The sequence below is a fragment of the Klebsiella grimontii genome (assembly GCF_042137965.1).
In the GTDB taxonomy this organism is placed as follows: Bacteria; Pseudomonadota; Gammaproteobacteria; order Enterobacterales; family Enterobacteriaceae; genus Klebsiella; species Klebsiella grimontii.
This window is the reverse complement of sequence record NZ_CP169721.1, coordinates 526,637-537,698: the sequence shown is the minus strand read 5'-3', so window position 1 is coordinate 537,698 and position 11,062 is coordinate 526,637. Positions and strand designations below refer to the sequence as shown.

Genomic DNA, 11,062 nt, shown 5'->3' with positions numbered 1-11,062 from the left:
GATGAGTCAGAATGTCTATCAATTTATCGACTTACAGCGAGTTGATCCGCCAAAGAAAGCGCTGAAGATCCGTAAAATTGAATTTGTGGAAATTTACGAGCCGTTTTCAGAAGGCCAGGCCAAAGCACAGGCGGACCGCTGCCTGTCCTGCGGCAACCCGTACTGCGAATGGAAGTGCCCGGTGCATAACTACATCCCGAACTGGCTGAAGCTGGCTAATGAAGGACGTATTTTTGAAGCGGCGGAGCTGTCGCATCAAACCAATACCTTACCGGAAGTCTGCGGGCGCGTTTGCCCACAGGATCGTCTGTGCGAGGGTTCCTGCACGCTGAACGATGAGTTCGGCGCGGTCACCATCGGCAACATCGAACGCTATATCAACGATAAAGCGTTCGAAATGGGCTGGCGCCCCGACCTTACCGGCGTAAAGCAAACCGGTAAAACCGTCGCCATTATCGGCGCGGGTCCAGCGGGCCTGGCGTGCGCCGACGTGTTGACCCGCAACGGCGTGAAGGCGGTGGTTTTCGATCGCCATCCGGAAATCGGCGGTCTGCTGACCTTTGGTATTCCGGCGTTTAAGCTGGAAAAAGAGGTGATGACCCGCCGTCGCGAGATCTTCACCGGCATGGGCATCGAGTTCAAACTTAATATCGAAGTGGGCCGCGATGTACAGCTCGACGATCTGCTGAAAGATTACGATGCGGTGTTCCTCGGCGTCGGGACCTATCAGTCCATGCGCGGCGGGCTGGAAAACGAAGACGCTAGCGGGGTCTTTGATGCGCTGCCGTTCCTGATCGCCAATACCAAACAGATCATGGGCTTTGGCGAAACGGCGGACGAGCCGTACGTCAGCATGGAAGGCAAGCGCGTCGTGGTTCTTGGCGGTGGCGACACCGCTATGGACTGCGTGCGGACCTCGATTCGCCAGAACGCCACTCACGTCATCTGCGCCTATCGCCGTGATGAGGAGAACATGCCGGGCTCGAAGCGCGAAGTGAAAAACGCGCGTGAAGAAGGCGTGGAGTTCCAGTTCAACGTCCAACCGCTGGGCATTGAAGTGAATGCCAACGGTAAGGTATGCGGCGTGAAGATGGCGCGTACGGAGATGGGCCAGCCGGATGCGAAAGGCCGCCGCCGCGCGGAAATCGTGGCCGGTTCTGAGCATGTGGTGCCCGCCGATGCCGTTGTAATGGCGTTTGGTTTCCGTCCACACAGCATGGAATGGCTGGCGAAGCACAGCGTCGAGCTCGATTCTCAGGGCCGCGTGATTGCGCCGGAAGGCAGCGACAACGCCTTCCAGACCAGCAACCCGAAAATCTTCGCCGGGGGTGATATCGTTCGCGGTTCCGATCTGGTGGTGACGGCGATTGCCGAAGGCCGTAAGGCGGCTGACGGGATCCTGAACTATCTGGAAGTGTAAAATGAGAAGCTTGCGGGCTCCGTGCCCGCAAGCTCTTTATTCAAAGATAAACAATGCTGATTACCGCCTCGCCGTCCAGCTACACCTTCTGCCCGCTTCTGATATTATCCCCAACCGCTGCGCTTATCTGTAAAGGCGTCTTTGCCTGTGATAGCGGAACTGGCGCGGGCATCTCATGCCGTAATGGCGATCCCGGTGGACGTCTCACAGTGAATCGTTAAAGTGATGTCCCGCGCGCCCAGTTGGGTAAAGGCGGTGGTTGATAGCAAGCCGACATGCCGCGAGCCAAAATCAACGATGTCGTTATTACTAAAGTCGGTGTATACCCCGCCGCCTCCGCGGTCACGGTAAAATCCATGTTCAGATTGTTGGCGGCATAAAGTATTGGGCCAGGGTCAATTTGGCCAGGATCGCAAAAAAATCCGGGAACTAAAACGGATCTATTTACACCAAGGCCGCCGACTATAGGATAAAAAAAGCGAAGCATGTTCAGAAACACGCTTCGCTCATTTTCAATGATGTTATCAAATTCAGATGTGAATTAAGATATAAAACAGGCCCCGAAGGGCCTGGCAAAGATTATTTTACGACGCGCAGCGCCGGACGCCCACCGCGAGGAGGCGGCGTATCGTCGGGATCGTCGTCGTGATTATCCGGCTTATCGCCATCGATCACCGACATGACCGTTTCGCTGTCAGGCAGCTCTTCGTCATCGTTCAGGCTAGTGACATCTTCATCATAGGCCGCTTCCGGTTCGAACATGGTCCCTGCGCCATTCTCACGCGCGTAAACCGCCAGTACGGCAGCCATCGGCACGGAGACATTGCGCGGCACGCCGCCGAAGCGCGCGTTAAAACGCACTTCGTCGTTGGCCAGCTCGAGGTTACCGACAGCGCGTGGGGCAATATTGAGAACAATTTGCCCATCGCGAGCGTACTCCATCGGGACCATTACGCCCGGCAGAGTGACGTCAACGACCAGATGCGGAGTCAGCTGGTTATCCAGCAGCCACTCATAGAACGCTCGTAATAGATACGGGCGACGCGGCGTCAGCTGTGATACATCCATCATTTAGCCCCGACCGAGACGCATTTCACGTTCGGCTTCAGTTAAAGAAGCGAGGAAAGAGTCGCGCTCAAATACGCGAGTCATATAGCCTTTAAGCTCTTTCGCGCCAGCGCCGACCAGCTCTACGCCGAGAACCGGCAGACGCCACAGCAGTGGTGCCAGGTAGCAGTCCACCAGGCTGAACTCATCGCTCAGGAAGTAGGGCTTCTGGGTGAAAACTGGCGCAATCGCCTGTAGTTCTTCACGCAGCTGCTTACGCGCAGTATCAGCCTGCGCAGCGGTACCGGTCTGAATGGTATTCATCAACGAATACCAGTCCTTTTCGATACGCTGCATATACAGACGGCTTTCCCCACGCGCCACCGGGTAAACCGGCATGAGCGGCGGATGCGGGAAACGCTCATCCAGATATTCCATAATGATGCGAGATTCCCACAGAGTGAGCTCACGATCCACAAGCGTCGGTACGCTTTGATTCGGGTTGAGGTCAATCAGATCCTGAGGCGGGTTGTCCTTCTCCACGTGCTCTATCTCAAAACTAACACCTTTTTCGGCCAGCACGATGCGGACCTGATGGCTATAGATGTCAGTAGGACCAGAAAACAGCGTCATTACCGAACGTTTGTTGGCAGCGACAGCCATGAAAACCTCCAGGTATATTCAGAATTTTTGTACTGCTGCCGACCACGCATGGCCAGCCAGATGTAAAAACCCCATTTGCGTGACTTCATTTCGTTCGTCATCCAAACAAAAAATGAACAATCACCTGCATTTGGGCAGAAAATTGGATGATAGTTTACCAGATTTTGAAGACGTTGTGGTGAGGGGATTCTGGAAATGCTGAAAAAGTGGTAACAATGGGGCGTTTGTAGAGGGAAAATGGCAAATTTATCCATAAAAAAACCCGCCGAAGCGGGTTTTTTCGCAAATTGTTCTGCGTGAGCAGAAAACAATTAACGTTTGGAGAACTGAGGACGACGACGTGCTTTACGCAGGCCGACTTTCTTACGTTCAACCTGACGAGCATCACGAGTAACGAAACCAGCTTTACGCAGTTCGCCACGCAGGGACTCGTCGTACTCCATCAGAGCGCGGGTGATACCGTGACGGATCGCACCAGCCTGACCAGAGATACCACCACCTTTAACGGTGATGTACAGATCTAATTTCTCAACCATGTCGACCAGTTCCAGCGGCTGACGAACTACCATGCGGGCAGTTTCACGACCGAAGTACTGTTCCAGAGAACGCTGGTTGATAACGATTTTACCGTTGCCCGGTTTGATGAAAACGCGAGCTGCGGAACTTTTGCGGCGACCGGTGCCGTAGTATTGATTTTCAGCCATTGCCTATAATCCCGATTAGATGTCAAGAACTTGCGGTTGCTGTGCCGCGTGGTTGTGCTCGTTACCCGCGTAAACTTTCAGCTTACGGTACATAGCACGACCCAGCGGGCCTTTTGGCAGCATGCCTTTAACCGCGATTTCAATCACACGCTCAGGACGGCGGGCAATCATCTCTTCAAAGGTCGCTTCTTTGATACCACCGATGTGGCCGGTGTGGTGGTAGTACATTTTGTCTTCGCGCTTGTTGCCGGTTACAGCAACTTTTTCTGCGTTCAGAACGATGATGTAATCACCGGTATCAACGTGCGGAGTGTATTCCGCTTTATGCTTGCCGCGCAGGCGCAGAGCCAGTTCGGAAGCCAGACGGCCCAGAGTTTTACCGGTCGCGTCAACAACATACCAGTCGCGTTTTACGGTTTCTGGTTTAGCTGTAAAAGTTTTCATTAAAAGCTTACCCAAATAAATAAGTTACACGTTGGTGAACACCCAAACGTTTAGTCAGTTGAGGTTCACACGACATTGTCCAGCAAACCTACCCCTTCGAATAGCCTATGCCGGCACATAGAAAGTTTTGGGAAAAAAACCTTCTCGTAACGTGGGGTCGCAAGATTATAGAGAAGTCGGGGTCAAAGATCGACCCCTTTATGTGATTTGTACCCGGTTTTACCCCGGTAAGTGTTCCCGCTTCAGATACTCCTCGCTCTGCATCTCCTGCAGGCGCGACAAACAGCGCTGGAACTCGAATTTTAACCTCTCACCCTGATAGATCTCATAAAGCGGTACCGCCGCGCTGACCACCAGTTTAACGTGGCGCTCATAGAACTCATCAACCAGGGCGATAAAGCGCCGCGCCTCGCTCTCCATCAGCCCAGTCATCACCGGCACCTCAAAAAGCATCACGGTATGAAACAGACGCGAGAGCGCAATATAGTCATGCTGGCTGCGCGCATCCACGCACAGCGTGGCGAACGACGCCGCCAGCGTCTGGTTCTCTACGCCCAGCGTCGGCAGCGGACGATGGTTGATCTCCAGCGTCGGCGCCTGTTCGCGCTTCGCACCTGCCAGCGCCAGCCACAATTTATCCATCTGCTGCTGGGTCTCAGCATTCAGCGGCGACAGCCACAGATGCGCCTGGGTCAGCGTGCGCAGGCGGTAATCAATACCGGCGTCGACATTCATGATATCGCAATGTTGCTTAATGGCGTCGATGGCGGGCAGGAAACGGGCGCGCTGAAGGCCGTTCCGGTACAGCTCGTCAGGAGGAATATTCGATGTCGCCACCAGGGTTATGCCGCGAGCGAACAGCGCTTTCATTAGACCGCCCAACAGCATCGCATCGGTAATATCAGAGACGAAAAACTCATCGAAGCAGAGCACGTCGGTTTCAGCTTTAAAACGGTCCGCAACGATTTCCAGCGGATCGCTGTGCCCCTGCAGCGTCGTTAACTCTTCATGTACCCGCAGCATAAACCGATGAAAATGCAGACGTTGTTTACGTTCTCCCGGCAGGCTTTGATAGAACAGGTCCATCAGCCAGGTTTTCCCCCTGCCGACCCCGCCCCACATATAGAGACCGCGAACCGCGACCGTTTCGGCAACGGGTTCGCGCTTGCCCAGCAGCTTGCCGAATTTCGCCCGTAAACCGCCGCCGGTTTGCGGCGCTGCCGAAGGTTTATTCTGCAATTCATGAAAAATCGTATCGAGGCGGCTGACCGCTTCTCGCTGTACGTCGTCAGGTTGGTGGCTCCCCTCGTTGAGAGAGGAAAGGTAACGCGATGTTGGGGACAGGCTTTGCATGATCTAATTCTTATTCCTTGAAAACCGTAATGCCGTAGCTCACGATTGACGAAAAAAAGGCCGCTCTACACTACGTGATGATACGCCAGGATTCCACTTCTGTGGAATTAGCGGTTATAGTGGCACTATCGGGCGCAGGCGGAGAGCCTCACAGCCATCCTACGGAACCACAAAACAACGGGAGATGTTCATGACCTGGGAATACGCGCTAATTGGGCTAGTTGTCGGCATCATTATCGGCGCCGTCGCGATGCGTTTTGGCAATCGCAAATTACGCCAACAGCAGGCGCTGCAGTTTGAACTGGAAAAGAATAAAGCAGAGCTGGAAGAGTACCGCGAAGAGCTGGTAAGCCATTTTGCCCGGAGCGCAGAGCTACTGGATAACATGGCGCATGATTACCGCCAGCTGTATCAGCATATGGCGAAAAGTTCCAGCAACCTGCTGCCGGACAGCATGGCGGACGCCAATCCGTTCCGCAATCGTCTGGAAGAGTCTGAAGCGGGCAACGATCAGGCTCCGGTCCAGATGCCGCGCGACTACTCTGAAGGCGCCTCCGGCCTGCTGCGCGGCGGCGTAAAGCGCGACTAATCCGCCAACGACAGTAAAAATATTTTCCGGGCGCACCCTCAGCGCCCGTTTCAACCTCTCATCCCAGCTACAATTTAACTATCGCCCACATTGTTACCGGGCCGAAAATTCAATAACATCGGACCATTCGGGACGTTTCCCATACACCTCAGGTTACGAGAGCCAGCATCTAATGAATAAACAGACTTTGCTGTTAAGTGCGTTAGCGTTAAGCGTTGGGTTGTCGTTGTCCGCCTTACCTCCGGCAGCAGCGTCTTTACCGACACAGGTTCCCGGCCAGGGCGCGTTGCCAAGCCTCGCGCCGATGCTGGAAAAAGTGTTGCCGGCGGTGGTGAGCGTACAGGTTGAGGGCTCCGCGTCACCCGCGCAGAATATGCCGGAAGAGCTGAAGAAGTACTTTGGCGACAATGCGCCGCAAGAGCAGGCGCAGCCGTTTGAAGGCCTGGGTTCTGGGGTCATCATTGACGCGGCAAAAGGCTACGTGCTGACCAATAATCACGTGATTAATCAGGCGCAGAAAATCAGCGTCCAGCTTAACGATGGTCGCGAGTTCGATGCCAAACTGGTCGGCAGCGACGAGCAGAGCGATATCGCCCTGCTGCAGCTGTTAAAACCCAGCAATCTGACGCAAATCGCGATCGCCGACTCCGATAAGCTGCGGGTAGGCGATTTCGCCGTCGCCGTCGGTAACCCGTTTGGTCTGGGTCAGACCGCCACATCCGGGATTATTTCAGCCCTTGGCCGCAGCGGCCTGAATCTTGAAGGGCTGGAGAACTTTATCCAGACCGATGCCTCGATCAACCGCGGCAACTCCGGCGGCGCGCTGCTGAACCTCAACGGCGAGCTGATTGGCATCAACACCGCCATTCTGGCCCCGGGCGGCGGCAGCGTCGGCATTGGCTTCGCGATCCCCAGCAATATGGCGAAAATTCTCTCCCAGCAGCTTATTCAGTTTGGTGAAATCAAACGCGGCCTGCTGGGCATCAAAGGCATGGAAATGAGCGCGGATATCGCCAAAGCGATGAATCTCGACGTCCAGCGCGGCGCCTTCGTCAGCGAAGTGCTGCCAAATTCAGGGTCGGCCAAAGCGGGCATCAAATCTGGCGACGTTATCGTCAGCCTGAACGGCAAGCCGCTCAACAGCTTCGCCGAACTGCGCTCCCGCATCGCCACGACCGAGCCGGGGACCAAGGTGAAGCTGGGGCTCCTGCGCGAAGGAAAGCCCGTAGAAGTTGAAGTCACCCTCGACAAGAGCACCTCTTCTTCCGCCAGCGCCGAACTTATCGCGCCAGCCCTGCAGGGCGCATCGTTAAGCGACGGTCAGATGAAAGACGGGACCAAAGGCGTCGTCATTGATAATGTCGATAAAGCCAGCCCTGCCGCCCAGGCGGGGCTGCATAAAGACGACATCATTATTGGCCTCAACCGCGAGCGCGTAAGGTCCATTGCCGAACTGCGAAAAGTGCTTGAAAGCAAGCCGACGGTGATTGCGCTGAACGTCGTTCGCGGCAGCGAAAGCATCTATCTGCTGCTGCGTTAACTCGCCTTCCGGGCATCGCGTGCAGTGCGATGTCCGGACAAGACGTGTTATGCTGCGCCTGTCCATCCATCAACGATATCTGCATCATGCCTGGAAAGCTTTTACGTTCGATACTTATTGGTTTGATTGTCGGCGGTCTGCTGCTGGCCGTTATGCCTTCGCTGCGCCAGTGGCAGCTTTCGCCGACCACGCAATACGATAGCGCGGATGAATCCCCCGCCAGCTATAATTCCGCCGTTCGCCGCGCCGCCCCGGCGGTCGTGAACGTCTATAACCGGGCACTCAACAGCACCAGCCATAACCAGCTAACGCTCGGTTCCGGCGTGATCATGGATCAGCGCGGCTATATCCTGACCAATAAGCACGTTATCAACGATGCCGATCAGATTATCGTGGCCCTACAGGATGGTCGGGTTTTTGAAGCGCTGCTGGTCGGCTCGGATACTCTCACCGATCTGGCGGTGTTAAAAATCAACGCCAGCGGCGGCCTGCCGGTCATTCCGATTAACCCGAAACGCGTGCCGCATATCGGTGACGTCGTGCTGGCGATCGGCAACCCGTACAACCTTGGGCAAACCATTACCCAGGGCATTATCAGCGCCACCGGCCGTATCGGCCTGAACCCCACCGGGCGCCAGAATTTCCTGCAGACCGACGCGTCAATCAATCACGGTAACTCCGGCGGCGCGCTGGTGAACTCGCTGGGCGAGCTGATGGGTATCAATACCCTGTCATTTGATAAAAGCAACGATGGCGAAACGCCGGAAGGGATCGGCTTTGCGATCCCTTTCCAGCTGGCAACCAAGATTATGGATAAGCTGATCCGCGATGGCCGCGTTATTCGCGGCTATATAGGGATCAGCGGCCGCGAAATTGCGCCGCTGCATGCGCAGGGCGGCGGGATCGATCAGCTGCAGGGGATCGTGGTGAATGATGTTGCGCCGGAAGGCCCGGCCGCCCAGGCAGGGATCCGCGCCAACGACGTCATTATTTCGGTTAACGACAAGCCCGCCGTTTCCGCCCTGGAAACCATGGACCAGGTCGCAGAGATTCGCCCGGGCTCGGAAATTCCGGTGGTGATTATGCGCGATGATAAAAAACTTACGCTGCATATCGCCGTCCAGGAATATCCTGCGACCAATTAACAGGCTCCCCGCCAGGGGAGCGCTTTTCAATCAGCAAACAATGGCCCGGCCGGGAATTTCGCCAGAAACCCGGTCACGGCCAGCAGCGACCACAATCCGGGCCACGCAAACTGGCGCTCCCGCAGTTCATCATCGAGCGTCATCAGCGCAAACTCGCCGTTATCACCCAGAACTCCCCCCTGCCAGAGCAACCGCTGGGCCTGCTGCCGCGCCCAGGGGGAATCACTTTTCCAGGCCAGCAGATGCAGCAGCGCCTGCTGCAGGCAGATGCCATATGAATGCTTATCCCGCAGCAGCCGCCGGTAAACCGGCAGCGATATGCTGCGCACGGTATAGAAACCGCTGCGGATTTCGCTATCAACATCCGCCATGCCAGCACAGAACTGACCGGCGAGGTCGCACAGACGATTGTGCGTCAGTGGCTGACCAAGAATTTCCAGACGCCCGGCAGCCGCACACAGTAGCCCGCTCCCTTGCTGCTCATGTGTCAGCGAATCAGGTAAAGCCGCCACCGTTTCAGCGGCCCCGGCCTGCGCATGCCGTACGCCAGCGTCATAGCAACGGACAAAGAAATCATGGCTATCCTGAGCGATTGATGGGTGCGCCAGCAGATTCAGAGCCGGATGCAGTTGTTCAAGTTCCTCCAGCGACGCAAGGGTGTAATCAACAACGCTGTCCTTTGCCAACGCCCTGCTGTCAGGACGTAATGCTATGGTTTCATTCATCAAAGTCTCCTTACAGGAAATCTCCCGGGTCGCGGCTGACGCCTTACCCGGGCTACGGGTTTACAGTCATCTGCGATCCCGTAGCCCGGACAGGCGCAACGCGCCGCCTCCGGGAAGAGCACAGAGCTACATCGCCAGCACGTACTTGAGCATCACCCCGGCGGCTATCGCCGAGCCAATCACTCCCGCCACGTTCGGGCCCATCGCGTGCATCAGCAGGAAGTTCTGCGCGTCCGACTCCAGCCCCACCTTGTTCGATACCCGCGCCGCCATCGGCACCGCCGACACCCCGGCCGAGCCAATCAGCGGGTTGATTTTGTTGTGACTGAACAGGTTCAGCAGCTTCGCCATCAGCACGCCTGCCGCGGTGCCGATACAGAACGCAATCACCCCCAGCACCAGAATCCCCAGCGTCTGCGGCTGGAGGAACTTGTCCGCCACCAGCTTGGCGCCCACCGATAACCCGAGGAAAATGGTCACGATATTTATCAGCGCGTTCTGCACCGTGTCGCTCAGGCGCTCCACCACGCCGCTTTCGCGCATCAGGTTGCCGAAGCAGAACATCCCCAGCAGCGGCGCCGCGTCCGGCAGCAGCAGCGCCACCAGCAGCAACAGCACCGCCGGGAACAGGATTTTCTCCCGCCTGCTCACCGTGCGCAGCTGCACCATGCGGATTTTCCGCTCCTTATCCGTGGTCAGCGCCTTCATAATCGGCGGCTGGATTAACGGCACCAGCGCCATATATGAGTACGCCGCCACCGCGATGGCTCCCAGCAGCTCCGGCGCCAGCTTGCCCGACAGGTAAATCGCCGTCGGACCGTCCGCGCCGCCGATAATGCCTATCGCCGCCGCCTGCGGCAGGGTGAAGCTGATAATCCCGAAGTAGTTCAGCGTCAGCGCCCCGAGCACCGTGGCGAAGATACCGAACTGCGCCGCCGCCCCCAGCAGCAGGGTGCGCGGGTTGGCCAGCAGCGGGCCGAAGTCGGTCATCGCCCCGACGCCCATAAATATCACCAGCGGGGCGATACCCGACCCGATGGCGACCTTATAGAACACCGCCAGCACCCCGGCGGAGTAGCCCATATCCACCGCCTGCTGCTCCATCTGCCCCTGCACCGACGGCAGGGCCAGGGCTAATGCCTCCTTGATGGCATGAACGTCCGGCAGGCAGTTGAGCTTCGCGGCAATCACCGCCAGCTGCCCGGCGTCGTGGTGGGCCAGCAGGCTCTCCAGGGCGGTCAGCGCCAGCCCGGCCTCCGGGATATTCGACAGCAGGCCGCCGAAGCCAATCGGCAGCAGCAGTAACGGCTCGAACTTCTTCGCAATCGCCAGCCACAGCAGCAGCAGGCTCACCAGCAGCATGATGGCCTGGCCGATGCCGAGGTGCATCAGGCCCATGCCCTGAATCAGGGCGTTCAGACTTTCCATGGTT

At 56.8% G+C, this 11,062-nt stretch carries 12 protein-coding genes; 4 read left to right on the top strand and 8 right to left on the bottom strand.

What is annotated here, in order from left to right; translation table 11 throughout:
- Window position 1 precedes the first annotated feature (1 nt).
- Window positions 2–1,420, top strand: a complete 1,419-nt coding sequence (gene gltD / locus ACE3MN_RS02565; protein ID WP_024358762.1) for a glutamate synthase subunit GltD — start codon at window positions 2–4, stop codon at window positions 1,418–1,420.
- A gap of 173 nt (window positions 1,421–1,593) precedes the next feature.
- On the opposite strand, the gene ACE3MN_RS02560 is transcribed toward gltD, so the two are convergent.
- The 6 genes from ACE3MN_RS02560 to zapE all read right to left on the bottom strand — a co-directional run bounded on the left by ACE3MN_RS02560 (window position 1,594) and on the right by zapE (window position 5,631).
- On the bottom strand, window positions 1,594–1,689 hold the full coding sequence (locus tag ACE3MN_RS02560; RefSeq protein ID WP_223226930.1) for a DUF1120 domain-containing protein: 96 nt from the start codon (window positions 1,687–1,689) through the stop codon (window positions 1,594–1,596).
- 310 nt (window positions 1,690–1,999) lie between these two features.
- Entirely contained in the window at window positions 2,000–2,488 is a 489-nt protein-coding gene (gene sspB / locus ACE3MN_RS02555; protein ID WP_014226996.1) for a ClpXP protease specificity-enhancing factor, read from the bottom strand.
- 3 nt (window positions 2,489–2,491) lie between these two features.
- Complete coding sequence (sspA, locus tag ACE3MN_RS02550) at window positions 2,492–3,130, bottom strand: stringent starvation protein SspA (RefSeq protein WP_004134697.1); 639 nt, start codon at window positions 3,128–3,130, stop codon at window positions 2,492–2,494.
- A gap of 311 nt (window positions 3,131–3,441) precedes the next feature.
- Window positions 3,442–3,834: a 30S ribosomal protein S9 gene (rpsI, locus tag ACE3MN_RS02545; RefSeq protein WP_000829815.1), complete on the bottom strand. Its 393-nt coding sequence runs from the start codon at window positions 3,832–3,834 to the stop codon at window positions 3,442–3,444.
- A 15-nt stretch (window positions 3,835–3,849) separates the two neighbouring features.
- Window positions 3,850–4,278: a 50S ribosomal protein L13 gene (gene rplM, locus ACE3MN_RS02540; RefSeq protein WP_004106200.1), complete on the bottom strand. Its 429-nt coding sequence runs from the start codon at window positions 4,276–4,278 to the stop codon at window positions 3,850–3,852.
- A gap of 219 nt (window positions 4,279–4,497) precedes the next feature.
- Window positions 4,498–5,631, bottom strand: a complete 1,134-nt coding sequence (gene zapE, locus ACE3MN_RS02535; protein WP_049100555.1) for a cell division protein ZapE — start codon at window positions 5,629–5,631, stop codon at window positions 4,498–4,500.
- A gap of 190 nt (window positions 5,632–5,821) precedes the next feature.
- Between zapE and zapG the strand changes: the two genes are divergently transcribed.
- The 3 genes from zapG to degS all read left to right on the top strand — a co-directional run bounded on the left by zapG (window position 5,822) and on the right by degS (window position 8,905).
- Complete coding sequence (gene zapG / locus ACE3MN_RS02530) at window positions 5,822–6,220, top strand: Z-ring associated protein ZapG (protein WP_004125749.1); 399 nt, start codon at window positions 5,822–5,824, stop codon at window positions 6,218–6,220.
- Window positions 6,221–6,392: 172 nt separating this feature from the next.
- Window positions 6,393–7,760, top strand: coding sequence for a serine endoprotease DegQ (gene degQ / locus ACE3MN_RS02525; protein ID WP_102650349.1), 1,368 nt, complete (start codon window positions 6,393–6,395; stop codon window positions 7,758–7,760).
- Between the two features lie 86 nt (window positions 7,761–7,846).
- Entirely contained in the window at window positions 7,847–8,905 is a 1,059-nt protein-coding gene (degS, locus tag ACE3MN_RS02520; RefSeq protein ID WP_004134703.1) for an outer membrane-stress sensor serine endopeptidase DegS, read from the top strand.
- Between the two features lie 26 nt (window positions 8,906–8,931).
- Here degS and ACE3MN_RS02515 read toward each other — a convergent pair whose 3' ends face one another.
- Both ACE3MN_RS02515 and ACE3MN_RS02510 read right to left on the bottom strand, forming a co-directional pair.
- Window positions 8,932–9,630: a triphosphoribosyl-dephospho-CoA synthase gene (locus ACE3MN_RS02515; RefSeq protein ID WP_102650348.1), complete on the bottom strand. Its 699-nt coding sequence runs from the start codon at window positions 9,628–9,630 to the stop codon at window positions 8,932–8,934.
- Window positions 9,631–9,756: 126 nt separating this feature from the next.
- Entirely contained in the window at window positions 9,757–11,058 is a 1,302-nt protein-coding gene (locus tag ACE3MN_RS02510) for an oxaloacetate decarboxylase subunit beta (RefSeq protein WP_064342152.1), read from the bottom strand.
- Window positions 11,059–11,062: the final 4 nt, after the last annotated feature.

Coding starts and splice junctions, on each gene's coding strand:
- gltD (WP_024358762.1), top strand. CDS start 2: ATGAGTCAGAATGTCTATCAATTTATCGACTTACAGCGAGTTGATCCG.
- sspB (WP_014226996.1), bottom strand. CDS start 2,488: ATGGATGTATCACAGCTGACGCCGCGTCGCCCGTATCTATTACGAGCG.
- sspA (WP_004134697.1), bottom strand. CDS start 3,130: ATGGCTGTCGCTGCCAACAAACGTTCGGTAATGACGCTGTTTTCTGGT.
- rpsI (WP_000829815.1), bottom strand. CDS start 3,834: ATGGCTGAAAATCAATACTACGGCACCGGTCGCCGCAAAAGTTCCGCA.
- rplM (WP_004106200.1), bottom strand. CDS start 4,278: ATGAAAACTTTTACAGCTAAACCAGAAACCGTAAAACGCGACTGGTAT.
- zapE (WP_049100555.1), bottom strand. CDS start 5,631: ATGCAAAGCCTGTCCCCAACATCGCGTTACCTTTCCTCTCTCAACGAG.
- zapG (WP_004125749.1), top strand. CDS start 5,822: ATGACCTGGGAATACGCGCTAATTGGGCTAGTTGTCGGCATCATTATC.
- degQ (WP_102650349.1), top strand. CDS start 6,393: ATGAATAAACAGACTTTGCTGTTAAGTGCGTTAGCGTTAAGCGTTGGG.
- degS (WP_004134703.1), top strand. CDS start 7,847: ATGCCTGGAAAGCTTTTACGTTCGATACTTATTGGTTTGATTGTCGGC.
- ACE3MN_RS02515 (WP_102650348.1), bottom strand. CDS start 9,630: ATGAATGAAACCATAGCATTACGTCCTGACAGCAGGGCGTTGGCAAAG.
- ACE3MN_RS02510 (WP_064342152.1), bottom strand. CDS start 11,058: ATGGAAAGTCTGAACGCCCTGATTCAGGGCATGGGCCTGATGCACCTC.